The sequence below is a fragment of the Enterobacter cloacae complex sp. 342H5 genome (genome assembly GCF_050030905.1).
Classification (GTDB): Bacteria; Pseudomonadota; Gammaproteobacteria; order Enterobacterales; family Enterobacteriaceae; genus Enterobacter; species Enterobacter intestinihominis.
This window is the reverse complement of the sequence record NZ_JBLGVB010000001.1, coordinates 3,360,110-3,386,250: the sequence shown is the minus strand read 5'-3', so window position 1 is coordinate 3,386,250 and position 26,141 is coordinate 3,360,110. Positions and strand designations below refer to the sequence as shown.

The 26,141-nt window shown below is 53.7% G+C and carries 22 protein-coding genes and 2 rRNA genes; 16 read left to right on the top strand and 8 right to left on the bottom strand.

Features of this window, described 5'->3' with window-relative positions:
- Positions 1-88 precede the first annotated feature (88 nt).
- From ACQG03_RS16080 to ACQG03_RS16065, 4 genes are all read left to right on the top strand, one after another.
- A 23S ribosomal RNA gene (locus tag ACQG03_RS16080) occupies positions 89-2,994 on the top strand.
- Positions 2,995-3,063: 69 nt separating this feature from the next.
- Positions 3,064-3,179: ribosomal RNA gene (rrf, locus tag ACQG03_RS16075) — 5S ribosomal RNA — on the top strand.
- 129 nt (positions 3,180-3,308) lie between these two features.
- Positions 3,309-3,761 carry a DUF4385 domain-containing protein gene (locus ACQG03_RS16070; protein WP_032622345.1) on the top strand — a complete coding sequence of 151 codons (453 nt, stop codon included), beginning with the start codon at positions 3,309-3,311 and terminating at the stop codon, positions 3,759-3,761.
- Positions 3,762-3,912: 151 nt separating this feature from the next.
- Positions 3,913-5,220, top strand: coding sequence for an MFS transporter (locus ACQG03_RS16065; protein WP_022649054.1), 1,308 nt, complete (start codon positions 3,913-3,915; stop codon positions 5,218-5,220).
- Here ACQG03_RS16065 and ACQG03_RS16060 read toward each other — a convergent pair.
- From ACQG03_RS16060 to trxC, 5 genes are all read right to left on the bottom strand, one after another.
- Positions 5,217-5,540: a YfiM family lipoprotein gene (locus ACQG03_RS16060; RefSeq protein ID WP_022649053.1), complete on the bottom strand. Its 324-nt coding sequence runs from the start codon at positions 5,538-5,540 to the stop codon at positions 5,217-5,219. The two genes, ACQG03_RS16065 and ACQG03_RS16060, sit on opposite strands and share 4 nt — an antisense overlap.
- A gap of 45 nt (positions 5,541-5,585) precedes the next feature.
- A complete protein-coding gene (gene pssA / locus ACQG03_RS16055) occupies positions 5,586-6,941 on the bottom strand; it encodes a CDP-diacylglycerol--serine O-phosphatidyltransferase (RefSeq protein WP_063163905.1) in 1,356 nt (451 codons plus the stop codon).
- 109 nt (positions 6,942-7,050) lie between these two features.
- Positions 7,051-9,714, bottom strand: coding sequence for a bifunctional acetate--CoA ligase family protein/GNAT family N-acetyltransferase (locus ACQG03_RS16050; protein ID WP_048966850.1), 2,664 nt, complete (start codon positions 9,712-9,714; stop codon positions 7,051-7,053).
- 35 nt (positions 9,715-9,749) lie between these two features.
- A complete protein-coding gene (tapT, locus tag ACQG03_RS16045; protein WP_023306729.1) occupies positions 9,750-10,448 on the bottom strand; it encodes a tRNA-uridine aminocarboxypropyltransferase in 699 nt (232 codons plus the stop codon).
- A 70-nt stretch (positions 10,449-10,518) separates the two neighbouring features.
- A complete protein-coding gene (gene trxC, locus ACQG03_RS16040) occupies positions 10,519-10,938 on the bottom strand; it encodes a thioredoxin TrxC (protein WP_003860733.1) in 420 nt (139 codons plus the stop codon).
- A 204-nt stretch (positions 10,939-11,142) separates the two neighbouring features.
- Between trxC and ACQG03_RS16035 the strand changes: the two genes are divergently transcribed.
- Positions 11,143-12,228 carry a tRNA/rRNA methyltransferase gene (locus tag ACQG03_RS16035; RefSeq protein WP_023300740.1) on the top strand — a complete coding sequence of 362 codons (1,086 nt, stop codon included), beginning with the start codon at positions 11,143-11,145 and terminating at the stop codon, positions 12,226-12,228.
- A gap of 39 nt (positions 12,229-12,267) precedes the next feature.
- On the opposite strand, the gene ung is transcribed toward ACQG03_RS16035, so the two are convergent.
- The gene (ung, locus tag ACQG03_RS16030; protein ID WP_063163906.1) at positions 12,268-12,957 is read right to left on the bottom strand and encodes a uracil-DNA glycosylase; all 690 of its coding nucleotides are present in this window, start codon (positions 12,955-12,957) and stop codon (positions 12,268-12,270) included.
- A 314-nt stretch (positions 12,958-13,271) separates the two neighbouring features.
- Between ung and grcA the strand changes: the two genes are divergently transcribed.
- The gene (gene grcA, locus ACQG03_RS16025; RefSeq protein WP_022649048.1) at positions 13,272-13,655 is read left to right on the top strand and encodes an autonomous glycyl radical cofactor GrcA; all 384 of its coding nucleotides are present in this window, start codon (positions 13,272-13,274) and stop codon (positions 13,653-13,655) included.
- A 52-nt stretch (positions 13,656-13,707) separates the two neighbouring features.
- Here the strand turns inward: grcA and srmB are convergent, their stop codons facing one another.
- On the bottom strand, positions 13,708-15,036 hold the full coding sequence (gene srmB / locus ACQG03_RS16020) for an ATP-dependent RNA helicase SrmB (RefSeq protein ID WP_022649047.1): 1,329 nt from the start codon (positions 15,034-15,036) through the stop codon (positions 13,708-13,710).
- Between the two features lie 132 nt (positions 15,037-15,168).
- On the opposite strand from srmB, the gene trmN reads away from it, so the two are divergent.
- Positions 15,169-15,906 carry a tRNA(1)(Val) (adenine(37)-N(6))-methyltransferase TrmN gene (trmN, locus tag ACQG03_RS16015; protein WP_023306727.1) on the top strand — a complete coding sequence of 246 codons (738 nt, stop codon included), beginning with the start codon at positions 15,169-15,171 and terminating at the stop codon, positions 15,904-15,906.
- On the opposite strand, the gene nadB is transcribed toward trmN, so the two are convergent.
- Positions 15,891-17,510: an L-aspartate oxidase gene (gene nadB, locus ACQG03_RS16010; protein WP_022649045.1), complete on the bottom strand. Its 1,620-nt coding sequence runs from the start codon at positions 17,508-17,510 to the stop codon at positions 15,891-15,893. The genes trmN and nadB overlap by 16 nt on opposite strands.
- A gap of 425 nt (positions 17,511-17,935) precedes the next feature.
- Here nadB and rpoE point away from each other — a divergent pair, with 425 nt between their 5' ends.
- From rpoE to recO, 9 genes are all read left to right on the top strand, one after another.
- Positions 17,936-18,511 (top strand): RNA polymerase sigma factor RpoE, encoded by a 576-nt coding sequence (gene rpoE, locus ACQG03_RS16005; RefSeq protein ID WP_006176728.1) that lies wholly within the window; start codon positions 17,936-17,938, stop codon positions 18,509-18,511.
- 31 nt (positions 18,512-18,542) lie between these two features.
- The gene (gene rseA / locus ACQG03_RS16000) at positions 18,543-19,193 is read left to right on the top strand and encodes an anti-sigma-E factor RseA (RefSeq protein ID WP_022649044.1); all 651 of its coding nucleotides are present in this window, start codon (positions 18,543-18,545) and stop codon (positions 19,191-19,193) included.
- Positions 19,193-20,146: a sigma-E factor regulatory protein RseB gene (rseB, locus tag ACQG03_RS15995; RefSeq protein WP_022649043.1), complete on the top strand. Its 954-nt coding sequence runs from the start codon at positions 19,193-19,195 to the stop codon at positions 20,144-20,146. The genes rseA and rseB overlap by 1 nt, the downstream gene beginning before the upstream one ends.
- Positions 20,143-20,619, top strand: a complete 477-nt coding sequence (gene rseC, locus ACQG03_RS15990) for a SoxR-reducing system protein RseC (protein WP_022649042.1) — start codon at positions 20,143-20,145, stop codon at positions 20,617-20,619. The genes rseB and rseC overlap by 4 nt, the downstream gene beginning before the upstream one ends.
- A gap of 185 nt (positions 20,620-20,804) precedes the next feature.
- Entirely contained in the window at positions 20,805-22,610 is a 1,806-nt protein-coding gene (gene lepA / locus ACQG03_RS15985) for a translation elongation factor 4 (protein WP_022649041.1), read from the top strand.
- A 15-nt stretch (positions 22,611-22,625) separates the two neighbouring features.
- The gene (lepB, locus tag ACQG03_RS15980; RefSeq protein ID WP_022649040.1) at positions 22,626-23,600 is read left to right on the top strand and encodes a signal peptidase I; all 975 of its coding nucleotides are present in this window, start codon (positions 22,626-22,628) and stop codon (positions 23,598-23,600) included.
- Positions 23,601-23,823: 223 nt separating this feature from the next.
- Positions 23,824-24,504 (top strand): ribonuclease III, encoded by a 681-nt coding sequence (gene rnc, locus ACQG03_RS15975; protein WP_023300736.1) that lies wholly within the window; start codon positions 23,824-23,826, stop codon positions 24,502-24,504.
- Positions 24,501-25,406 carry a GTPase Era gene (era, locus tag ACQG03_RS15970; protein ID WP_022649038.1) on the top strand — a complete coding sequence of 302 codons (906 nt, stop codon included), beginning with the start codon at positions 24,501-24,503 and terminating at the stop codon, positions 25,404-25,406. Before rnc ends, era begins: the two co-directional genes overlap by 4 nt.
- A gap of 17 nt (positions 25,407-25,423) precedes the next feature.
- On the top strand, positions 25,424-26,131 hold the full coding sequence (gene recO / locus ACQG03_RS15965; RefSeq protein ID WP_015572142.1) for a DNA repair protein RecO: 708 nt from the start codon (positions 25,424-25,426) through the stop codon (positions 26,129-26,131).
- Positions 26,132-26,141 lie beyond the last annotated feature (10 nt).

The following is a 26,141-nucleotide window of genomic DNA, read 5'->3' as shown; positions in this document are numbered from 1 at the left end:
AAGCTGAAAATTGAAACGACACACAGCTCATGTGTGTTCGAGTCTCTCAAATTTTCGCAATCGGAAGTGAAACATCTTCGGGTTGTGAGGTTAAGCGACTAAGCGTACACGGTGGATGCCCTGGCAGTCAGAGGCGATGAAGGACGTGCTAATCTGCGAAAAGCGCCGGCGAGGTGATATGAACCTTTGACCCGGCGATGTCCGAATGGGGAAACCCAGTGCAATCCGTTGCACTATCGTTAACTGAATACATAGGTTAACGAGGCGAACCGGGGGAACTGAAACATCTAAGTACCCCGAGGAAAAGAAATCAACCGAGATTCCCCCAGTAGCGGCGAGCGAACGGGGAGCAGCCCGGAGTCTGAATCAGCTTGTGTGTTAGTGGAACGGTCTGGAAAGTCCGACGGTACAGGGTGATAGTCCCGTACACGAAAGCACACATGCTGTGAACTCGAAGAGTAGGGCGGGACACGTGGTATCCTGTCTGAATATGGGGGGACCATCCTCCAAGGCTAAATACTCCTGACTGACCGATAGTGAACCAGTACCGTGAGGGAAAGGCGAAAAGAACCCCGGCGAGGGGAGTGAAAAAGAACCTGAAACCGTGTACGTACAAGCAGTGGGAGCCTCTTTATGGGGTGACTGCGTACCTTTTGTATAATGGGTCAGCGACTTATATTCTGTAGCAAGGTTAACCGTATAGGGGAGCCGAAGGGAAACCGAGTCTTAACTGGGCGTTAAGTTGCAGGGTATAGACCCGAAACCCGGTGATCTAGCCATGGGCAGGTTGAAGGTTGGGTAACACTAACTGGAGGACCGAACCGACTAATGTTGAAAAATTAGCGGATGACCTGTGGCTGGGGGTGAAAGGCCAATCAAACCGGGAGATAGCTGGTTCTCCCCGAAAGCTATTTAGGTAGCGCCTCGTGAATTCATCTTCGGGGGTAGAGCACTGTTTCGGCTAGGGGGCCATCCCGGCTTACCAACCCGATGCAAACTACGAATACCGAAGAATGTTATCACGGGAGACACACGGCGGGTGCTAACGTCCGTCGTGAAGAGGGAAACAACCCAGACCGCCAGCTAAGGTCCCAAAGTCATGGTTAAGTGGGAAACGATGTGGGAAGGCACAGACAGCCAGGATGTTGGCTTAGAAGCAGCCATCATTTAAAGAAAGCGTAATAGCTCACTGGTCGAGTCGGCCTGCGCGGAAGATGTAACGGGGCTAAACCATGCACCGAAGCTGCGGCAGCGACGCTTATGCGTTGTTGGGTAGGGGAGCGTTCTGTAAGCCGTTGAAGGTGTCCTGTGAGGGGTGCTGGAGGTATCAGAAGTGCGAATGCTGACATAAGTAACGATAAAGCGGGTGAAAAGCCCGCTCGCCGGAAGACCAAGGGTTCCTGTCCAACGTTAATCGGGGCAGGGTGAGTCGACCCCTAAGGCGAGGCCGAAAGGCGTAGTCGATGGGAAACAGGTTAATATTCCTGTACTTGGTGTTACTGCGAAGGGGGGACGGAGAAGGCTATGTCAGCCGGGCGACGGTTGTCCCGGTTTAAGCATGTAGGCGGAGGTTCCAGGTAAATCCGGTACCTTGTTAACGCTGAGGTGTGATGACGAGGCACTACGGTGCTGAAGTGATAAATGCCCTGCTTCCAGGAAAAGCCTCTAAGCATCAGGTAACACGAAATCGTACCCCAAACCGACACAGGTGGTCAGGTAGAGAATACCAAGGCGCTTGAGAGAACTCGGGTGAAGGAACTAGGCAAAATGGTGCCGTAACTTCGGGAGAAGGCACGCTGATAGGTAGGTGAAGCCCCTGCGGGCGGAGCTGAAATCAGTCGAAGATACCAGCTGGCTGCAACTGTTTATTAAAAACACAGCACTGTGCAAACACGAAAGTGGACGTATACGGTGTGACGCCTGCCCGGTGCCGGAAGGTTAATTGATGGGGTTAGCGGCAACGCGAAGCTCTTGATCGAAGCCCCGGTAAACGGCGGCCGTAACTATAACGGTCCTAAGGTAGCGAAATTCCTTGTCGGGTAAGTTCCGACCTGCACGAATGGCGTAATGATGGCCAGGCTGTCTCCACCCGAGACTCAGTGAAATTGAACTCGCTGTGAAGATGCAGTGTACCCGCGGCAAGACGGAAAGACCCCGTGAACCTTTACTATAGCTTGACACTGAACACTGGTCCTTGATGTGTAGGATAGGTGGGAGGCTTTGAAGCGTGGACGCCAGTCTGCGTGGAGCCAACCTTGAAATACCACCCTTTAATGGCTGGTGTTCTAACGTAGACCCGTAATCCGGGTTGCGGACAGTGTCTGGTGGGTAGTTTGACTGGGGCGGTCTCCTCCCAAAGAGTAACGGAGGAGCACGAAGGTTGGCTAATCCTGGTCGGACATCAGGAGGTTAGTGCAATGGCATAAGCCAGCTTGACTGCGAGCGTGACGGCGCGAGCAGGTGCGAAAGCAGGTCATAGTGATCCGGTGGTTCTGAATGGAAGGGCCATCGCTCAACGGATAAAAGGTACTCCGGGGATAACAGGCTGATACCGCCCAAGAGTTCATATCGACGGCGGTGTTTGGCACCTCGATGTCGGCTCATCACATCCTGGGGCTGAAGTAGGTCCCAAGGGTATGGCTGTTCGCCATTTAAAGTGGTACGCGAGCTGGGTTTAGAACGTCGTGAGACAGTTCGGTCCCTATCTGCCGTGGGCGCTGGAGAATTGAGGGGGGCTGCTCCTAGTACGAGAGGACCGGAGTGGACGCATCACTGGTGTTCGGGTTGTCATGCCAATGGCACTGCCCGGTAGCTAAATGCGGAAAAGATAAGTGCTGAAAGCATCTAAGCACGAAACTTGCCCCGAGATGAGTTCTCCCTGAGACTTTAAGTCTCCTGAAGGAACGTTGAAGACGACGACGTTGATAGGTCGGGTGTGTAAGCGCAGCGATGCGTTGAGCTAACCGATACTAATGAACCGTGAGGCTTAACCTTACAACGCCGAAGCTGTTTCGGCGAAGAGACAGACACGATTTTCAGCCTGATACAGATTAACAGAATTTGCCTGGCGGCTTTAGCGCGGTGGTCCCACCTGACCCCATGCCGAACTCAGAAGTGAAACGCCGTAGCGCCGATGGTAGTGTGGGGTCTCCCCATGTGAGAGTAGGGAACTGCCAGGCATCAATCAGGAAGAACCCCGTACCGGAAGGTGCGGGGTTTTTTGCTTTGTGCGCGGAAAAACATGCCGGATGGCGGCTTCCCCTTATCCGGCCTACAATTGTTAAAACGATTTTAACAATGGTGCCGCTTTGACTCGTCCTTTTGATTACCAACAAGATTTTGCAAATATAAATTTTCGCGAACATCCCGAACGGTATCAGGTTGGCCGGGGTGAGCAGGGCGTATTGATGGTCGAGCCTTATAAAAGCGAAATCCTTCCACACTGGCGTTTTAAAAATTCTGAAGTCGCAGCGCGTTCGGCACAAGAGATATACGCTCTCTTTGAAGAGTACCGCAGTAAAAACGATTTTGTAGGTATGGATATGGCGCGTAAATTCATACAAATGGGCTATACCCGCGCCCGGCGATACGCGAATCATAAGGGCGGTAAAAAGTATGATGCGGAACGACAAGTCAAACCCCTCGATCACGATCCAGTAAAAGCAGAAGCAGCCGCAGTCTTCAAAAAGTGGTGGGATAAAATTCGTGCAGACGAAGATTACTTGCAGCGAAAAAAGGCCCACCAGCAGTCCTGGGGATAATTACTGCGTCCGCTAATAATTAGATAGCTGATCGAGTTCACAAAACGCAATGAAACATATTGGAAACATTTTATTTACCTAACGATTCGTTTTAAATCCGGTTTTACTGTTTGTGGGCAAAGGCCCGCAATGTGAGACAGGGGATATTAAAATGACAGAAACCGTAGCCAGTGCAGATACGGATAACACCAATTTGGCAGGTAAGGATACTCGCCGTCGGGTTTGGGCAATCGTTGGGGCCTCATCAGGAAACCTTGTAGAGTGGTTTGACTTTTACGTCTATTCATTTTGTTCACTCTACTTTGCGCATATCTTTTTCCCGTCAGGGAACACCACAACTCAGCTTTTGCAAACCGCAGGCGTTTTTGCCGCCGGGTTCCTGATGCGCCCTATCGGTGGATGGCTATTCGGCAGGATCGCGGACAGGAAAGGGCGCAAGACATCCATGCTCATCTCTGTATGCATGATGTGCGTCGGCTCGCTGGTGATTGCCTGCCTGCCCGGTTATGAGACTATCGGAACATGGGCACCGGCGTTGTTGTTGCTGGCACGTCTGTTCCAGGGGCTATCGGTCGGTGGCGAATATGGCACCAGTGCGACATACATGAGCGAAGTGGCGGTTGAAGGGCGCAAAGGTTTCTATGCATCATTCCAGTATGTAACCCTCATTGGCGGACAGCTACTGGCGTTACTGGTTGTGGTGATCCTGCAACAAATCCTTAGCGATGAAGATTTGCGCGCCTGGGGCTGGCGCATCCCGTTTGCTATGGGCGCTGCCCTGGCGGTTGTCGCCCTGTGGCTACGCCGTCAGCTTGATGAAACCTCTCAACAGGAGGTCAGGGCGCTGAAAGAGGCGGGCTCGATGAAGGGGCTCTGGCGAAACCGCAAAGCATTTTTGATGGTGTTAGGTTTTACCGCCGCGGGCTCGCTAAGTTTCTATACCTTCACCACCTACATGCAAAAATATCTGGTTAACACCACGGGCATGCATGCAAACGTTGCGAGTGTCGTCATGACGGTGGCGTTACTCGTCTTTATGCTCATCCAGCCGATTGTCGGCGCGCTGTCGGACAAAATTGGTCGCCGTACCTCCATGCTGATCTTTGGCGGCATGCTAACCCTGGGTACCGTTCCGCTTTTGACGGCGCTACAGCATACAACCTCTCCGTATACCGCTTTCGCTTTAATCATGGTGGCGCTCATTATTATCAGTTTTTACACGGCAATCAGTGGCATTTTGAAAGCGGAAATGTTTCCCGCACAGGTGAGGGCGCTGGGTGTAGGCCTGTCTTATGCGGTCGCGAATGCCCTGTTCGGCGGTTCGGCGGAGTATGTCGCGCTATCGCTTAAGTCGTGGGGCAGTGAAACGACCTTCTTCTGGTATGTCACCGTAATGGGAGCGCTGGCGTTTATTGTCTCGCTGATGCTGCATCGCAAAGGAAAAGGTATCCGCCTTTAATAATGCGCCATCTGCCAGACGGCGTAGCCGGTTGTTGCCCCGGCTACGTCCCAGGCAAAATCTTTCCAGCTCCAGCCACTTCCCGAGGGGCGGCTATCCCAAAGTTCTTTTGATGCCCCCAGGCTGATGGAGAACATCAGGCCTATTGTGGCACTTCGATCCCTGCTATAACCCTGGTGCAGCGCATACTCATTACCCGCAGCGGACATCATTGCCGACGCCAGAAAGTGCTGAGCTTTATCCTGACCCGACCAGTTATCATTAGCCATATGGCTGCAACCTGTCAGCAAAAGAGGGATTATCAGGCAAGGCGTACGCATTAACAGGCTCCATAAAAAAGCCCCGTCGATGACAGGGCTCGTGTATTACAGAATGCGGCTGATGAGGCGATCGATACGGATCCGACGTAGACGGCGAATCAGCTTGCGAACTTTCACCGGGTAATCAGCGATGCTTTGCAGATCGCGATAATGACGAACCACTGTGGTATGCGTGCGTATAAGCTCCAGCTCACGATCGCGTTTCGCGGCTAACGCATGCTGAGGATCGTGAATAAGAATGGCGTTTTCCAAATCCAGACGCCAGGCGCGTGGGTTCAGGTTATTACCGGTCAGCAGAATCCACTCGTCATCAACCCACATTCCTTTGAGATGATAACTGTTATCTTCATCTTTCCAGAGGCGCACGACGAGCTGGTCCGTGTTCACATAGTACTGTAAACGGCTCAGAAAGCGGCGCAGGTTAATCTCATAGAGATAAGGCAGTGCGCCGATGATCTTGAAAGGCTGATCTTCCGGAATGAAAAAGTCGTTTGCCGTTTTATCCCCGACAATGATTTCCACCTTTTTACCATCACGCAGCAGCTGAATGATATTACGCACCAGAACGGCGGGAAGGTTGAAGTACGGGGTGCAGATGGTGAGCTTATGCTCCGCGCACGGCATCAAATGGAAGATAGTCTTGTTCAGGAGGCTGGATTTACCCAGGCCTACCAGAGGCGTAACGGACAGTTCTTCATTATTGGCATCACCCTGGAAACGATAAACCGCATCGCGCAGCTCCTGGCGGAAGGAGCGAACGTCGTTTTTGATTTCCGGGCTTTTCGGGCGATGAGGATCGTCAAGACGGTGCACACCCCGGCCATGAACCAGGTTTTTATCAACCCAGTTGAACATGATGTCGGTCATCTGCGGATTACGGATAAGATGGTAGCGATCGTAACGGTATTTATCGAGCTGATGGAGATACACATCATTCAGACTGGCGCCGCTATAAAGGACGCTGTCATCAATGATAAATCCTTTAAAATGAAGAACGCCAAGCGCTTCACGGGTATTCACCGGTACGCCATATACCGGGATATCAATACCCGGATTTTCCTGGGCCATGCGGCAATACCAGTCCGCATTGGTATTCGAGGCAGCCGCACCAATACGGCCACGCTGAGCACGGTGCCAGTCAACCAGCACGCGAACATCCAGTTCCGGACGCTGACGTTTCGCTTCATAGAGCGCGTTCAGGATCGCACGCCCACCTTCATCTTGTTCAAGATAGAGCGCCACAATGCAAATACGTCGCGTAGCGCTGGCAATCTTTTCAAGAAGCGTCTCCCGGAAATGAGCGGGAGCATAAAAGAACTCTACATCATCAACTGACTGAGAAATCTTCGGTAGTTGAGCAAGGTGTTGTTGATGTTTATTACGCTTAAATTTTGACAACATCACAGTGCGTTTCTTCTCTGTTCATTGAAGGGTTGTCTGTACCAGGCAAACAACATAAGCGGACAATGATACCCCAGTGCCGGGAAAAGTGGGTAACATTTCCAGCAGCTTACTCTTGTTTATCCGTCGAAGTCAGGCTGAGGGACAAAGAGACAATGCCTTCATCCAGCTGGATATCAACGTCAAAACCGAGCTTCCGCGCCAGGGTCACCATACCCCGATTATTTGGCATAGTAATGCCATTGAGCCGTGACAATCCGTGATCGCGCGTATAACCAATGAGTTTTTCGAGCAGCCGTCTGCCCAAACCCAAACCTTTAAGATCGGAACGCACCAGTACGGCAAACTCCGCATCCACGTTATCCGGGTCGGAAATGGCACGCGTCACGCCGAGGATCTCTTCTCCCTCTGCGGAACGGCGGACCGCCACAATCGCCATTTCTCGATCGTAGTCGATCTGGGTCATATTGGCTAAATCGTCGTGGGTAAATTCATTAATTTCGCTGAAATAGCGATAGTACAAATCTTCTTTCGTCACCTGCGAGATGAACGCTCGCAGCAGCGGCTCGTCTTCCGGCAGGATAGGGCGAAACAGTGCCCGCTCTCCATTTTTCATCTCCACCCACTCTTCCAGATGGAGAGGATAAGGACGAATGGCGAGACGGCTTTCCCGGTCACCGACAAATGGCGCAATTTCCAGCGTCACGTCGAGGGCAGTGAATTCATTTCCGGAAGCGAGGAGCGGGTGGATGTCCAGGCGCTGGATCTCCGCACAGTCAACAATGAGGTTGGAGACCTTCACCAGAAACTGGCTTAACCCGGCGATATCAAGCGGCCTCAGAGCGCTTCTGCCGCGGATTTTTTTACTTTTGATGGCCTGAATAACCAAATAACGCGCCAGGTTCATGTTTAGAGGTGGAAGCGCGACAGCCGCTTGTTCTTCTGGCCGCCATTCAACGCCGCCTTCACCCAGCATAATGAGTGGACCAAAAACCGGATCGTGTTCGACGACCACGCGCAGCTCCTGCGCACCTGCTCGGTTAGCCATGCTCTGCACCAGCAGGCCGTGGATCCGGGCCTGTGGCCACGTCATTTTAACGCGATCGATAATGGCATCCGCGGCCTGTTGTACTTCTGTCGCGGTGCGCAGATACAGCATGACGCCCTGAACATCCGATTTGTGCGGAATATCGGGGGAGCGCAGCTTCAGCGCGACCGGATAGCCAATCTGCTCAGCGATATGTACCGCCTCAGCGCTGTCACCGGCAATCCAGGTCGGCAGTGTTTGCATCCCATAGCTGCCAAGAATGGGTTGCACTTCATGCGTATCAAGCGAAGTGGCGCCCTCTTCGATGGCCTGTTGCAATAAACTGTGTACGTCCACCGAATTTGCTGTGAGGTTGCCCGGTAGGGCAGGCGTTTCACGCAGCTGCTTCTGGTTGCGGCGGTACTCAACCATATGCATAAACGCGGTTATGGTGCCCTCTGGCGTACGGTAGGTTGGCAACCCGGCTTCACTAAACAGACGTCGCGCTTCCTGCGAGGAGAACTCGCCGCACCAGTTGGTCAGCAGGGTGACGTATTTGCCGCGCGGATGGTTTCGGACAGCCTCAATCAGCGTTCGTGCACTTTCGCTGCCTGGCGCAACCGCGCTGGGCGAATGGATAATCATCAGCGCATCAAAGTCCTGGCTATCCAGCAAAATCGTGATCGCCTTAATGTAACGATCGCTGCTGGCATCATCGCGCAAATCGAGGGGATTATCGGGAACAACGCTTCCCGGTAACGCGTCCCGCAGGCGCTGGAGCGTCTCTTCACCCAGCGTGGCCAGCTTGCCGTTGCGTAGCCAGAGTTCGTCCAGCGCCAGGGCGGCGGGAGCGGCTCCGTTGCTGACAATCATCAGCTTTTCACCGCGCAGGGGACGCATGTGGCTCAACGTTTCGACGGCGGAAAAAAGCTCGTGCGTATCCTGTACCCGCAGTAAACCGGCGCGCTGGATCGCTGCATCCCATGCGGGATCCATCCCGGAATGGGATTGCAGCAGGCGCTGAGCCGCGGGGCTGCGCCCGCTTTTGATGACCAGAATCGGTTTATTACGCGATGCGCTACGCGACGCCGACACAAAACGACGGGCGTCACTCAGGTGTTCAAGGTAGAGCAGGATAGCGCTGGTTTTGCTGTCACGCGCCAGGAAATCCAGCAGCTCATCAACGTCAATGTCCAGGCTGTCGCCGAGGGCGATGAAATAGGAAAAGCCCATCTCACGCTGCTGCGCCCAGTCGAGGATGGTATTGGATACCGCTGCCGACTGTGAAATAAAGGCCAGTTTGCCTTTACGGATCGGAACCGGGGAAAAACTGGCATTCAGCCCTTGCCAGGGCGCAAGCAGACCGAGGCTATTTGGACCAAGAATGCGCATCTGGTAGCGGCTGGCGCAGGCCAGCAGTTCGGGCTGCTGTTCAGGAGGCGAGGAAAGAATAATGCAGGTTTTACAGCCTTTCTGACCGAGCGACTCAAGCAATTCGAGGTTTCGTTTCGCATGCGTACAGAGCACGGCGAGGTCGGGAACAAACGGTAAACTTTGCACGTCCGGCCATGCCAGCACCCCCTGTACCGCTTTATAAGCGGGCGTAACGGGCATGACCGGGCCGTTAAACCCGCCAGCCAGCAGGTTACGCATCATCAGATACCCTGCGCGGTCCGGTTTCATCGAAGCGCCAATAACGGCAATGGATTTCGGACGGAGTAGCGCTTCTAACCCTCTCTGGCTCATGCAGGCCTCCTGTGAATGCAAGCGACCTGATGATTTTAAACGCTTTCTGTCTCTGTTGCTGTGACGCTACCCTTATGAACGGTTTTTCCTGCCAGATAACGTTCGCGGAAGCAGGAGAAGTGGGAGCTTAATGCGCTGGCCGCCTGGGTATCGCCCGCCAGATCCAGTAGCGCAATGGCGACTTCAGCGGTGCAATATTGACCCTCGGCATGCGCTTCTCGTAAGCGATAGGCCGAAACGCGCGACAGATCGACGGAAATCACCGGCAGCGCATCAAGATAAGGGCTTTTGCGAAACATCTTTCTTGCTTCGGTCCAGGTGCCGTCGAGCATAATAAACAGCGGCGGCTTACCGGATGGTGGCGCCGTAAGCACCTGGCGTTGTTCGCCTGCATATGATGCCGGGAAAACGACCATGGGCTGATAGTCCGGGTTTGCCACCAGGTCAAGCAGAGCCTGAGGTGGCTCAGTGCGCGACCACTGAAACGCTGCGGTGTTGGGCAGAATATCGGCGATCAAACGCCCCGTGTTGCTGGGCTTCATCGGTTCGGTATCGAACATGACCAGACAAAAGCGGCTTTTCGCCTCGCTCGGTGTAAGCGTTTCGCACAGACACACTTTCAGCGGTAAAAGGCAGCGCTGGCAGCGGCGAATACGATTGCCTCGGGCCAGAAAAGGGCGGGTTGCGCGCGCAAGGCGCTCGGCGCGTAATTGAAGTACAGCGTTATCAGTCATGGGCGAAAAGGCAGGAAAAAACCCATTTTCGCAGAGGAGAGAACGGGGCACAAGATGTGCCCCGTGAATGTTACAGGGATTCGTTTAACCAGCTGTCGAAAGGTGCCTTCGGTACTGCACCATTGAGCATGTCGATCACTTCCCCATTTTTGAAAATCATAATGGTTGGAATGCTGCGAATGCGAAAACGGGCGCTGAGTTCACGTTCCGCTTCGGTATTCACTTTAACAAAACGCATTTTCCCGCTGCGCTCTTCAGCCACGTCTTCGAAGATGGGCGCAAAGTTACGGCAGGGGCCGCACCACGGTGCCCAGAAATCGACCACAACCGGCAGATCGTCCTTGAGGAGTTTGTCCAGCGTAGCACCCGTCGCGTTAATGACATCGCCATCAAATAATTCGTGGCCACAACGCCCGCATTTCGCACCGTCATCCATCCGATCGTCCGGAATGCGGTTTAAAGCCTGACAGTTGGCACATACGGTATTCATAACTAACCTCTGATAGAGCCGTGGAACAACGGCAGAACGCCGATAATGTTTCTGATATGTTACATATTATCAGTGAGCCTGTATAAATCGACAACGCGTTTTATTCAATGGGAACAATAGTCACAGGCTTTTGTACGAAATTATGGCTATGAGCTTGCACATCGGGTAATCTGCGCGCTTCGCGCAGCGCTGGTGGAGAAAAGCATGAACGACGAAATGAAAAACAAAAGCGGCAAGGTCAAAGTGATGTATGTCCGCAGTGATGATGACTCTGATAAACGCACCCAAAATCCGCGTACCGGAAAAGGTGGCGGGCGTCCGGCGTCTTCTCGTGCAGACGGTGGCCGTCGCCCCGCCCGCGATGACAGAAATAACCGCGGCGATGACCGCAAACGTGATGACCGTAAGCGTGACGATCGCAAACGCGATGATTTTGTCCGCGACGGTGGATCGCCATGGCGTACCGTTTCTCGCGCGCCCGGTGAAGAGGCGACCGAAAAAGCCGATCACGGCGGTATCAGCGGAAAAAGCTTTATCGATCCGGAAGTGCTGCGTCGTCAGCGTGCGGAAGAGACCCGTGTCTACGGTGAGAACGCCTGTCAGGCCCTGTTCCAGAGCCGCCCGGAGTGTATCGTTCGCGCATGGTTTATCCAGAGCGTGACCCCGCGCTTTAAAGAAGCGCTGCGCTGGATGGCGGCGAACCGTAAAGCCTACCACGTGGTTGACGATGCCGAGCTGACAAAAGCGTCCGGGACTGAACACCACGGCGGCGTCTGCTTCCTGATCAAAAAACGTAACGGCACCACCGTGCAGCAGTGGGTCAGCCAGGCGGATGCCGATGACTGTGTGCTGGCGCTGGAAGATGTGGGTAACCCGCATAACCTGGGCGCTATGATGCGTAGCTGCGCGCACTTTGGCGTGAAAGGCGTTCTGTTGCAGGATGCCGCGCTGCTGGAATCCGGTGCGGCAATCCGTACCGCAGAAGGCGGTGCTGAGCATGTTCAGCCGATCACCGGCGACAGCGTGCTGGAGGCCCTTGAGCAATTCCGTAACGCGGGCTACACCATTGTCACCACCTCAAGCCGCGCCGCTACGCCGCTGTTTAAAGCGACGTTGCCGCGCAAAATGGTGCTGGTGTTAGGTCAGGAGCGCGATGGTCTGTCTGATGCGGCACTCTCCAGCGCTGACATGAGCGTTTCTATCGACGGCACTGGCAACGTTGAAAGCCTGAACGTATCCGTTGCGACCGGCGTGCTGCTGGCCGAATGGTGGCGTCAGAACAAGGCATAAGCCTTTTATGTGCCGGGCCTGACCCGGCACATTCAAACCCTACTCACTCTCTGCCGGTAACACAGGCATCCAGTCAATCGGCTTTTCGCCACGCTTTTCCAGCCACTCATTCGTCAGAACAAAATGGTTACTGCCAAAGAAACCGCGATGCGCAGACAGCGGCGACGGGTGCGGTGCTTTCAGTACGTGATGGCGCTGACGATCGATAATCGCCCCTTTCTTTTGGGCATGTGAACCCCAGAGTAAAAACACGACGCCTTCACGATGCTCATTGATCAGGCTGATAACCTTATCGGTAAAGGTTTCCCATCCCAGACTGGCGTGGGAGTGTGCCTGACCCGCCCGGACGGTTAATACGGTATTCAGCAACAGCACGCCCTGGCGCGCCCAGCTTTCCAGATAACCGTGATTAGGGCGGATGAAACCCGGAATCGTTCCTTCCAGCTCTTTATACATATTCAGCAGAGAAGGGGGAATGGCCACGCCCGGACGCACGGAAAATGCCAGTCCGTGAGCCTGCCCGGGACCATGGTACGGATCCTGCCCCAGTATAACCACCTTCACGTCGCTCAGTTCGGTGTAGCGAAAGGCGTTAAATACATCTTTCTGCGGTGGATAAATTGTCTGGCCGGCCTGCCGTTCAGCCGCAACGGTACTGAGGGTATTAATAAAATAGGGCTGCTGCTTCTCTTCTGCCAGCACGTCATGCCAGGTTAAAGGTGTTGTCATCTCGCTCTCCTGCGAATTTCATTCTCTGCCTAGCTTACCTGCTAATGCCTGGTGAGCAAAATTACCCGCGGAAAAGCGGCTAAGTGTCTCAATTTATGTTGAAAACCAGGCAGGGTAAGTTGAATTGGTAAATCATTAAAATTGATCTAAAACAAAAAATTCAGACCACACTCTTTATGTGGTTAGTGATTTTGTTGATTTAAATCAATAAATCACCCGGGTCTGAATGTTATATATACACACAACAAACAATGGTTTTACCAATTGGCCGCAAAAGGCCAGCATCAGTTAATGTAGCCTAAGGGAGGCAACACATGATTACAGGTATCCAGATTACTAAAGCTGCAAATGACGATCTGCTGAACTCTTTCTGGCTGCTGGACAGCGAAAAAAACGAAGCGCGCTGTGTAGTAGCGAAAGCAGGTTTTGCGGAAGACGAAATCGTTCCGGTGAGCAAACTGGGCGAAATTGAATACCGTGAAATTCCAATGCAAGTGCAACCAGAAGTGCGCGTGGAAGGTGGTCAGCACCTGAACGTTAACGTCCTGCGTCGTGAAACGCTGATGGATGCTGTTGAGAACCCAGAAAAATACCCGCAGCTGACCATCCGTGTGTCTGGCTATGCGGTGCGTTTCAACTCTCTGACTCCGGAACAGCAGCGCGACGTTATCGCCCGTACCTTTACTGAAAGCCTGTAAGGTTTCAGCTTCGGGGGTGGAATAAAAAAGCCGGGAATGTCCCGGCTTTTTTTTACTCTTCAGTTTTTGTCTCTGGCGCAGCAGAACTTGGCTTACGGCGCTTACCAATATTTTTGGTATCGCGGTGGCGCTGCTTCACGCGCGGCTTCTCTTTTTCTTTCTCTTTTCTCTCAGCACGTTTCGCGAGCGCTTTCTTAGACGGTTTACCCGTCATTTTTTCACTCGGTGCACGTGTCGTCGGACGAAGTTCGTCAATCACACGAGCTTTTAGCGGCTCATCAACGTAGCGGCCAATTTTTTGGAGCAGCAGATGGTCGTGCGCTTCTACCAGAGAAATAGCAATCCCTTTGCGGCCCGCACGGCCGGTACGACCAATACGGTGCAGGTAAGTATCACCGCTGCGCGGCATATCAAAGTTGATCACATGGCTCACGTCCGGGATGTCGATCCCGCGCGCGGCAACGTCGGTTGCAACCAGCACATTCACGCGACCATCGGTCAGGCGCTTAATCCCTTCGGTACGCTTAACTTGTGCCATTTCACCTTCGAGATAGCAGTTGTTGATGCCAGCGTTGCGCAACATTTCTGCCAGCTCATGCACGCGCTCGCGTTTACGTACGAAGACGATGGTACGGGTTGCTTCTTCCTGCTTCAGCAGATGTTTCAGCAACTCAACCTTATGCTCAAGGTTATCTGCGCGGTAGTACCACTGGTGGATCTTCTTACGCTCACGCGTCGATGGCGTAGCGGACACTTCCACCGGATCTTCCAGCAGACGTTCGGCGAAATCTTTAATGGCATCCCCTTCAAGGGTTGCCGAGAACAGCATTGTCTGGTTACGCCAGCGCGTTTCACCCGCGATGTGTTCGATATCCTGGGCAAAGCCCATGTCCAGCATGCGGTCAGCTTCATCGAGAATCAGCGTTTCCACCGCCCGGCAGTCGAAGTTCTCTTCTTTTATGTATTGCAGCAGACGGCCTGTCGTCGCGACAACGATATCCTGGTTTTCGCTGAACACTTCGGCGTGGTTCATATACGCTACGCCGCCGGTGATGGTCGCGATATCCAGATGGGTGTTCGCCGCCAGCTCACGCGCGTGTTCGGCAACCTGCATCGCCAGTTCACGGGTCGGGGTCAGGATCAAAATGCGCGGCGGCCCTGATTTTTTACGCGGAAAATCGAGCAAATGCTGCAACACAGGCAGCAAGTAGGCTGCTGTCTTCCCCGTGCCGGTTGGCGCAGAACCGAGCACATCGCGGCCCTCAAGCGCAGGCGGAATGGCCGCGGCCTGAATGGCGGTCGGGCGTGTAAAGCCTTTACTCTCAAGAGCATTGAGCAGGCTTTCATCGAGTTCAAGTTCGGAAAAAGTCGTTACAGTCATGTTCTACCTCTGTGTGGGGCGCTGATTATAGACGTTACGGCTGTAATCTTCATCTGTTTGTATGGATATCGCTTTTCGACCACTTCGCTTTCCCCTATGCTACTCCAGTTTCACACAGAAGGTTGCCCTGACATGTCTCAACTCAAAGCGCAGTTGCGCCGCGATGGTTTTACGTTTAAACAATTTTTTGTGGCGCACGATCGTTGCGCAATGAAAGTCGGTACAGACGGTATTTTACTGGGTGCATGGGCCCCTGTCGCAGGTGTAAAACGCATTCTGGATATTGGTACGGGCAGCGGACTTCAGGCGCTGATGCTGGCGCAGCGTACAGAAGAACACGTCACTATCGACGCCGTTGAGCTTGATCCTCAGGCGGCCCAGCAGGCAAGCGAAAACGCTGCCGATTCTCCGTGGGCAGAACGGATCAGGGTGGAATGCGCCGATGTCCTGACCTGGGCACCGGAGCAGACTGCGCGTTACGATTTGATCGTCAGCAATCCGCCGTATTTCACGCCAGGTGTGGAGTGTGGAACGCCGGAACGCGAGCAGGCACGTTACACCGGCTCGCTCGATCACAAGGCGCTACTGACCAGCGCGGCGGAACTCATCTCGGAAGAGGGATTTTTCTGCGTGGTCTTGCCCGAAAGCACGGGTAACACCTTCATTGAGATCGCTCGGGATATCGGCTGGAGTTTGCGTCTTCGTACCGATATTTCGGATACGGAAGGTCGCTTACCGCACCGTGTGTTGCTGGCGCTCTCGCCGAAAGAGGGGGAGTGCTTTACCGACAGGATGGTTATTCGCGGGCCAGACCAGCGTTATTCCGAAGATTACACTGCCCTGACCCAGGCCTTTTATCTGTTTATGTGAACCTGCGGCGTCAACACCGACGGGCCGGACGTTTCCAGCGGGTCGGGATAGTCCAGCGTATAATGCAGGCCACGACTCTCTTTGCGCATCATCGCACAGCGTACAATCAGCTCGGCAACCTGCACAAGGTTGCGCAGCTCCAGCAGATTATTGGAAACGCGGAAGTTGGCGTAATATTCATCAATTTCCTGCTGCAACATCATGATGCGGCGTAACGCGCGTTCCAGACGCTTCGTTGTGCGTACAATCCCGACATAATCCCACATGAGAAGCCGCAGCTCGTGCCAGTTATGCTGGATAACCACCAGTTCGTCCGGGTTCTCTACCCGACTTTCATCCCATGCTGGCAGGTGCGTTGTTGGACGTGCATAGGGCATGCGTTTGGTTATATCTTCCGCAGCCGACCACCCATACACAAGACACTCCAGCAATGAGTTTGATGCCATGCGATTCGCACCATGCAGGCCGGTGTAACTGACCTCGCCGATCGCATACAAACCATCCACGTCGGTACGACCATGATCGTCAACCATCACCCCGCCACAGGTATAGTGGGCGGCAGGCACAATCGGCACCGGATCGCGGGTTAAATCGATACCCAGACTCAGCAGCTTTTCATAAATCATCGGGAAGTGCTGGCGAATAAAGTCTGCCGGTTTATGGCTAATGTCCAGATACATACAGTCCACGCCAAGCCGCTTCATCTCGTGGTCAATGGCGCGGGCCACGATATCCCGCGGGGCAAGTTCACCTCGGGGGTCGAAGTCCGGCATAAACCTGGAACCGTCCGGTCGCTTGAGATACGCGCCTTCGCCGCGCAACGCTTCAGTTAACAGGAAGTTACGTGCCTGCGGGTGGAACAGGGCGGTAGGATGGAACTGATTAAACTCCATATTCGCTACGCGGCAGCCTGCGCGCCAGGCCATGGCGATACCGTCTCCGGAGGCGATATCCGGGTTAGTCGTGTACTGGTAAACCTTGGAGGCGCCGCCGGTCGCCAGCACAACGGCTTTAGCCTGGCAGGTTTCCACCTTCTCTTTATTCCGATTCCACACCCATGCGCCGACAACACGGCGCGTGCCGGGCAGGCCAATTTTATCGGAAATAATCAGGTCGACGGCGTTACTGCGCTCCAGCACCCGAATATTGGGATGGCTGAGGGCTTTGCTGACCAGCGTGGTTTCAACCGCTTTTCCTGTTGCATCAGCAGCGTGCAGAATACGGCGATGGCTGTGCCCGCCTTCACGGGTCAGATGATAGCTCTCTTCACCATTAGGCTGAACCTGCGTATCAAACAGCACGCCCTGGTCGATAAGCCATTGCACGCAGTGGCGGGCATTGCTGGCGACAAACTCTGCGGCATGCTCATCCACGATCCCGGCACCGGCAATCAGAGTGTCTTCTACGTGTGAGGCAATGCTGTCCGTTTCATCAAACACGGCGGCAATACCGCCTTGTGCATAGAAGGTGGAACCTTCGCTCATCGGCCCTTTACTCAGCACGATTACGTTCTGATGTTCCGCCAGGCGCAGCGCGAGGGAGAGGCCAGCAGCACCGCTGCCGATAATCAGTACATCACAATGGAGTTCAGGCGTTGTATTCATGATGTTTGTTTAATTTACTAAACATGGTCTGGGCAGAATAGCATTGTGATGCGAGTTATCGCACGTTTTTTTTGAAGCGTGTTGCAATGACTAAACGGATGGCCGGAAGTTAAATCATCGCTAAATGACTGGAATTATTTTGCGAAGCAGATCGTTAGCTTCAGATTTTGTGGTGAAATAAAGCCTGTGTTGCGTTACTCTTCTGACGATAAAGTTAATGATTCTTGTCAGAAAGCGGGTGCGTATCGTGAACAGACTTATAATGAGAGAAAATGAACGGTCTGCGGCGCGATGAACAAAAACAAAGGCGTTACGGAACTTATTGAAGAACAGACGCTCTAATTCGGTGCTTGCTCAAAGTGCAATGTTGTTAGAGTGGCGTTTCGATAACGCGTGGAATTTGGTTTGGGGAGACATTACCTCGGATGAGCGAGCAGTTAACGGACCAGGTCCTGGTTGAACGGGTCCAGAAGGGAGATCAGAAAGCTTTTAACCTACTGGTGGTGCGCTACCAGCATAAGGTAGCGAGTCTGGTTTCCCGCTATGTACCGTCAGGCGATGTTCCTGATGTGGTACAAGAGTCTTTTATTAAGGCCTATCGCGCGCTGGATTCATTCCGGGGGGATAGTGCTTTTTATACCTGGCTGTATCGTATTGCAGTCAATACGGCTAAGAATTATTTGGTTGCTCAGGGGCGTCGTCCGCCTTCAAGTGATGTTGACGCTATCGATGCAGAAAACTTCGAAAGTGGCGGCGCGCTGAAAGAAATTTCGAACCCTGAGAACTTAATGTTGTCAGAAGAACTGAGACAAATCGTTTTTCGCACGATCGAGTCGCTCCCGGAAGATTTACGCATGGCAATTACGTTACGGGAGCTGGATGGCCTAAGCTATGAAGAGATAGCCGCCATCATGGATTGTCCGGTCGGCACGGTTCGTTCACGAATTTTCCGTGCGCGAGAAGCCATTGATAATAAAGTTCAACCGCTTATCAGGCGTTGACGATAGCGGGATACTGGAAAAGGTATTAGGCATGCAGAAAGAAAAACTTTCCGCTTTAATGGATGGTGAAATGCTGGATAGTGAGCTGCTCGATGAGTTGTCTCATTCTCCCGAAATGCAACAGACCTGGGAGAACTATCATCTTATCCGCGACACTCTGCGGGGTGATACCAGCGATGTTCTCCATTTCGATATCTCAGCACGCGTTATGGCGGCCATTGAGAACGAACCTGTTCATCAGACCACGCCGCTTATTCCTGAAGCGCAGCCTGCACCTCACCAGTGGCAGAAAATGCCGTTCTGGCACAAGGTGCGTCCATGGGCCAGCCAGCTCACCCAGATGGGAGTCGCTGCGTGTGTATCGCTTGCAGTTATCGTTGGGGTCCAGCACTATAATACCCAGTCTGAAGCCAGTCAGCAGCCTGAAGCGCCAGTGTTCAATACGCTGCCGATGATGGGTAAAGCCAGTCCGGTTAGCCTGGGCGTACCGGCAGATGCCTCCGCAAGCGGCGGACAGCAACAGCAGGTACAGGAGCAGCGTCGTCGCATTAATGCGATGTTGCAGGATTACGAGTTGCAGCGTCGTCTGCACTCCGAGCAGCTTCAGTTTGAGCAGGCCCAAACCCAGCAGGCTGCTGTGCAGGTGCCAGGAAACCAAACTTTAGGAACGCAATCGCAGTAATGAAGCAACTTTGGTTCGCCATGTCTTTGATGGCGGGTAGCCTGTTCTTCTCTGCTAACGCCTCGGCTGATGTTTCATCCGGGGCGTTGTTGCAGCAAATGAATCTGGCCAGCCAGTCACTCAATTACGAGTTGGCATTTATTAGCATCAATAAGCAGGGTGTCGAATCGTTACGCTATCGCCACGCCCGCCTTGATAATCAGCCGCTCGCCCAGCTTTTACAGATGGATGGCCCGCGTCGGGAAGTGGTCCAGCGTGGGAACGAAATCAGCTATTTCGAGCCAGGCCTTGAGCCGTTTACGCTCAATGGTGACTACATCGTTGATTCCCTGCCATCGCTCATTTACACCGATTTTAAACGTCTCGCCCCCTACTATGATTTTATCTCGGTGGGGCGAACGCGTATTGCCGACAGGTTGTGCGAAGTGATCCGCGTAGTCGCGCGGGATGGGACACGTTACAGCTATATCGTCTGGATTGACGCAGAGACGAAGCTGCCGATGCGCGTTGATCTGCTCGATCGCGACGGTGAAACGCTGGAGCAGTTCCGCGTGATCTCCTTCGACGTGAACGGTCAGGTTGGCAACAGTATGCAGAATCTGGCCAAAGCCAGCCTGCCGCCTTTGCTTTCCGTACCTGCCGGCGATTCTGTCAATTTCAACTGGGTACCTTCCTGGATCCCGCAAGGATTCAGCGAAGTATCCAGCAGCCGTCGCCAGCTGCCGACTATCGAAACACCGGTTGAGTCACGCCTCTATTCCGATGGGCTATTTAGCTTCTCGGTGAATATCAATCGCGCTACGGCGAACAGTTCCGAACAGATGCTCCGTACCGGTCGCCGGACGGTTAGCACGACGGTACGCGATAATGCGGAAATTACCATTGTTGGTGAATTACCGCCGCCAACAGCAAAACGTATTTCAGACAGCATCAAATTCAGGGCTGCGCAATGATTAAAGAGTGGGCGACGGTCGTATCCTGGCAGGATGGCGTAGCGCTTGTCAGCTGTGACGTTAAAGCATCATGCAGCAGCTGCGCTTCGCGAGCCGGTTGCGGCAGCCGCGTATTGAATAAGCTGGGGCCGCAAACGTCGCACACTATTGCTGTGTCGAGCGATCAGCCGCTGGTGGCAGGGCAAAAAGTGGAGCTCGGCATCGCTGAAGGCAGCCTGCTCACTTCCGCCATACTGGTTTACCTTTCTCCGCTCGCCGGACTTTTCGTGATGGGCGGGGTTTTCCAGATGCTGTTCGGCACAGATTTGGCCGCCATGTGCGGTGCCGCCTTGGGCGGTGTGGGCGGGTTCTGGCTTGCTAAAGGCGTTTCCCCAAGGCTTACCGCCCGGGAAGCCTGGCAGCCCGTCATTCTCAGCGTTGCACTGGCACCCGACCAACTTCGTGTTGAGACGCTCTCTTCTGAGGCCCGGTGATCTGCCGGGCTTTATTATTATTTACATCGCAATAAAGTAAACGCCGTCTCTTCGCGCTATACCTGACTCTAAGTGCATTTCCAGCAGACGAGGTTGTAGTGTAGAATGCTGCGTTTTCGCACTGAAAAACGTCAGGCTAAGAACAGCGGCCTCCAGGAATTCGTAAGGCATAATTATTTAACTATATGAAGAACATACGTAACTTTTCGATCATTGCTCACATTGACCACGGTAAGTCGACGCTGTCTGACCGTATTATCCAGATTTGCGGTGGCCTGTCTGATCGTGAAATGGCAGCCCAGGTTCTGGACTCCATGGACCTGGAACGCGAACGCGGTATTACCATTAAAGCCCAGAGCGTGACGCTCGACTATAAGGCTTCCGATGGTGAAACCTACCAGCTGAACTTTATCGACACCCCAGGGCACGTTGACTTCTCTTATGAAGTGTCACGCTCGCTGGCGGCCTGCGAAGGCGCGCTGCTGGTGGTGGATGCCGGGCAGGGCGTAGAGGCCCAGACGCTGGCAAACTGCTATACCGCCATGGAAATGGATCTCGAAGTGGTGCCGGTTCTGAATAAAATCGACCTGCCAGCCGCCGATCCTGAGCGCGTAGCGGAAGAAATTGAAGACATCGTCGGTATCGATGCGACCGATGCAGTGCGCTGCTCGGCAAAAACCGGCGTAGGTGTTCCGGATGTACTGGAACGTCTGGTGCGTGACATTCCGCCGCCGGAAGGTGACCCGGATGCGCCGCTCCAGGCGCTGATCATCGACTCCTGGTTTGATAACTACCTGGGCGTTGTCTCGCTGGTGCGTATTAAAAACGGCACCATGCGTAAAGGCGACAAAATCAAGGTCATGAGCACCGGGCAGGTCTACAACGCTGACCGCCTCGGCATCTTCACGCCAAAACAGGTTGACCGTACCGAACTGAAATGCGGCGAAGTGGGTTGGCTGGTCTGTGCAATTAAAGACATCCTCGGCGCGCCAGTGGGCGATACCCTGACCGGCGCACGTAACCCGGCAGATAAAGCGCTGCCAGGCTTCAAAAAGGTGAAACCGCAGGTTTATGCGGGTCTGTTCCCGGTCAGCTCCGACGATTACGAAAACTTCCGCGATGCGCTCGGAAAGCTGAGCCTCAACGATGCTTCCCTGTTCTATGAGCCAGAAAGCTCAACGGCGCTGGGCTTCGGCTTCCGCTGTGGCTTCCTCGGTCTGCTGCACATGGAGATCATTCAGGAACGTCTGGAGCGTGAATACGATCTGGATCTGATCACCACCGCCCCGACGGTTGTCTACGAAGTAGAAACCACGTCGAAAGAGGTGATCTACGTCGACAGCCCTTCCAAGCTCCCGCCGCTGAATAATATTCAGGAACTGCGCGAGCCTATCGCAGAGTGTCACATGCTGCTGCCGCAGGAGTTCCTCGGCAACGTGATCACCCTGTGTATTGAGAAGCGTGGCGTGCAGACCAACATGGTGTACCACGGTAACCAGGTGGCGCTGACCTATGAAATTCCGATGGCGGAAGTGGTGCTCGACTTCTTCGACCGTCTGAAGTCTACCTCCCGTGGCTATGCGTCACTGGACTACAACTTCAAACGCTTCCAGGCCTCCAACATGGTTCGCGTGGACGTGCTGATCAACGGCGAGCGAGTTGATGCCCTGGCGCTGATCACCCACAACGATAACGCACCGTACCGCGGTCGTGAGCTGGTTGAGAAGATGAAAGAGCTGATCCCGCGTCAGCAGTTTGACATTGCGATTCAGGCGGCCATTGGTAACCACATCATTGCCCGTTCAACCGTGAAGCAGCTGCGTAAAAACGTTCTGGCTAAGTGCTACGGCGGCGACGTCAGCCGTAAGAAAAAGCTGTTGCAGAAGCAGAAAGAAGGTAAGAAGCGTATGAAGCAGGTCGGTAACGTTGAGCTGCCGCAGGAAGCATTCCTTGCCATCCTTCATGTTGGTAAAGACGGAAACGGTAAATAACCTTAAGGAGTTGGCATGGCGAACATGTTTGCCCTGATCCTGGTCATCGCTACCCTGGTAACAGGTCTGTTATGGTGCCTGGATAAGTTTATCTTCGCCCCAAAACGCCGTGAACGTCAGGCTGCCGCGCAGGCAGCCACGGGCGATACGCTGGACGCGAAAACCCTGAAAAAAGTCGGCCCAAAACCGGGCTGGCTGGAAACAGGGGCATCGGTCTTCCCGGTGCTGGCGATTGTGCTGGTGGTGCGTTCATTTATCTATGAACCGTTCCAGATCCCGTCAGGATCGATGATGCCAACGCTGTTGATCGGTGATTTCATTCTGGTTGAGAAGTTTGCCTATGGCATCAAAGATCCGATCTACCAGAAAACGCTGATCGAAACGGGTCATCCGAAACGTGGCGACATCGTGGTGTTTAAATATCCGGAAGATCCACGGCTGGATTATATTAAACGCGCGGTAGGTCTGCCGGGCGATAAAGTAACCTACGATCCGATAGCGAAGGAAGTGAGGATTCAGCCAGGCTGTAGCTCTGGAACTGCATGTGAAAATGCGCTGCCAGTCACTTACTCCAACGTTGAGCCAGGTGATTTTGTGCAGACCTTCGCCCGCCGTAATGGCGGTGAAGCGACCAGCGGATTCTTCCAGGTGCCAAAAGGTGAAACCAAAGAGAACGGTATTCGTCTGGTTGAACGCAAAGAGACGCTGGGCGATGTCACTCACCGCATTCTGACCGTGCCAATCGCACAGGACCAGCTAGCAATGTACTACCAGCAGCCAGGCCAGCAGCTGGCGACCTGGATTGTGCCGCCGGGACACTACTTCATGATGGGTGACAACCGCGATAACTCTGCGGACAGCCGTTACTGGGGCTTTGTGCCGGAAGCGAATCTGGTCGGTAAAGCAACCGCTATCTGGATGAGTTTCGAGAAGCAGGAAGGCGAGTGGCCGACCGGCGTTCGCCTGAATCGTATTGGCGGAATTCATTAATTTTCGTCAAAAATAACACGTAGCGGCTTTTATTCGCCGCTACGTGAATTATTTCAGCGATAAATCTCTTTGAACTAACGACATCCCCTGTCGTTGCGTATAGAATATTCCCCCGAAGTTTAAGGTTGGCCCTGCAAGGGTGCCACGGCACACGAAACCGCGTTGGTTTTCTCAGGTCGGTTTCGTGTGCTGCATTTTTGACGCATTCATTTATTGGTATCGCATGAACCCCATCGTAATTAATCGGCTTCAACGGAAGCTGGGCTACACTTTTCATCATCAGGAGTTGTTGCAACAGGCATTAACCCATCGCAGTGCCAGCAGCAAACATAATGAGCGTCTCGAGTTTTTAGGCGACTCTATTTTAAGTTTCGTGATTGCAAATGCGCTTTATCATCGTTTTCCGCGTGTGGACGAAGGTGATATGAGCCGCATGCGCGCCACGCTGGTGCGCGGCAACACCCTCGCTGAAATCGCACGCGAGTTTGAGCTGGGTGAGTGTCTGCGTCTGGGGCCGGGTGAGCTGAAAAGTGGTGGGTTCCGTCGTGAATCCATTCTTGCCGATACGGTCGAGGCATTAATCGGTGGCGTGTTCCTGGACAGCGATATCCAGACCGTAGAAAAGATGATCCTGAACTGGTATCAGACCCGTCTGGACGAAATCAGCCCGGGCGATAAACAAAAAGATCCGAAAACGCGTCTGCAAGAATATTTGCAGGGTCGTCACCTCCCGCTGCCATCCTATCTGGTGGTGCAGGTACGTGGCGAAGCGCACGATCAGGAATTTACCATCCATTGCCAGGTCAGTGGCCTGAGTGAACCGGTGGTCGGCACGGGTTCAAGCCGTCGTAAGGCTGAACAGGCTGCCGCCGAACAGGCGTTAAAAATGCTGGAGCTGGAATGAGCGAAGAAAAAACGTATTGCGGATTTATTGCCATCGTCGGACGTCCGAACGTTGGCAAATCCACCCTGTTGAATAATCTGCTTGGACAGAAGATTTCCATTACCTCGCGTAAGGCGCAGACCACGCGTCACCGCATCGTTGGTATCCATACTGAAGGCGCTTATCAGGCGATCTACGTCGATACCCCGGGCCTGCACATGGAAGAGAAGCGTGCCATCAACCGTCTGATGAACAAGGCGGCGAGCAGCTCCATTGGCGACGTAGAGCTGGTGATTTTCGTTGTGGAAGGCACCCGCTGGACGCCGGACGACGAAATGGTCCTGAACAAGCTGCGTGACGGCAAAACGCCGGTGATCCTCGCGGTCAATAAAGTGGACAACGTGCAGGAAAAAGCCGATCTGCTGCCGCATCTGCAATGGCTGGGCAGCCAGATGAACTTCCTGGACATCGTCCCGCTGTCTGCGGAAACGGGTCTGAACGTCGATACCATCGCGGGCATCGTGCGTAAACATCTGCCGGAAGCGACTCATCACTTCCCGGAAGACTACATCACCGATCGCTCTCAGCGTTTTATGGCGTCTGAAATCATCCGTGAGAAGCTGATGCGTTTCCTGGGCGCTGAACTGCCGTACTCTGTGACGGTGGAGATCGAGCGTTTCCAGAGCAACGAGCGTGGCGGCTACGATATTAACGGTCTGATCCTCGTTGAGCGAGAAGGGCAGAAGAAGATGGTGATCGGCAATAAAGGTGCCAAGATCAAAACTATCGGAATCGAAGCCCGTAAAGACATGATGGACATGTTTGAAGCACCGGTTCACCTGGAACTGTGGGTGAAAGTGAAATCTGGCTGGGCCGATGATGAGCGTGCGCTGCGCAGCCTCGGTTACGGCGAAGATCAGTAACCTAAGACGACGAGCATATGGATGGATGGCAGCGCGCCTTTGTCCTGCATAGTCGTCCCTGGAGCGAAACCAGCCTGATGCTGGACGTCTTCACGGAAGAGTCCGGTCGCGTGCGCCTTGTTGCCAAAGGCGCACGTTCCAGACGTTCTAATCTGAAAGGTGCCTTGCAGCCTTTCACCCCGCTGCTGGTCCGCTTTGGCGGGCGAGGGGAAGTCAAAACCCTGCGCAGTGCTGAAGCCGTCTCCCTGGCGCTTCCTCTTTCTGGTATCACGCTCTACAGCGGTTTGTATGTCAACGAACTCATTTCACGGGTTCTTGAACATGAGACCCGCTTCTCTGAACTTTTCTTTGATTACCTGCACTGTATTCAGGCACTTGCTGGCGCAACCGGCACCCCTGAGCCTGTGCTGCGTCGTTTCGAACTGGCGCTGCTCGGGCACCTTGGTTACGGCGTTGATTTTCTGCACTGTGCGGGGAGCGGGGACGAGGTAGAAGACACCATGACCTATCGCTATCGTGAGGAAAAGGGCTTTATTGCCAGTGTCGTCGTCGATAACAGCACTTTTACCGGGCGCCAGCTCAGAGCACTGTATGAACGCGAGTTCCCGGACGCCGACACCCTGCGTGCGGCAAAACGCTTTACCCGAATCGCGCTCAAGCCGTACCTTGGGGGCAAACCTTTAAAGAGCCGCGAATTATTCAGGCAGTTTATGCCGAAACGCTAATGTTTTACCC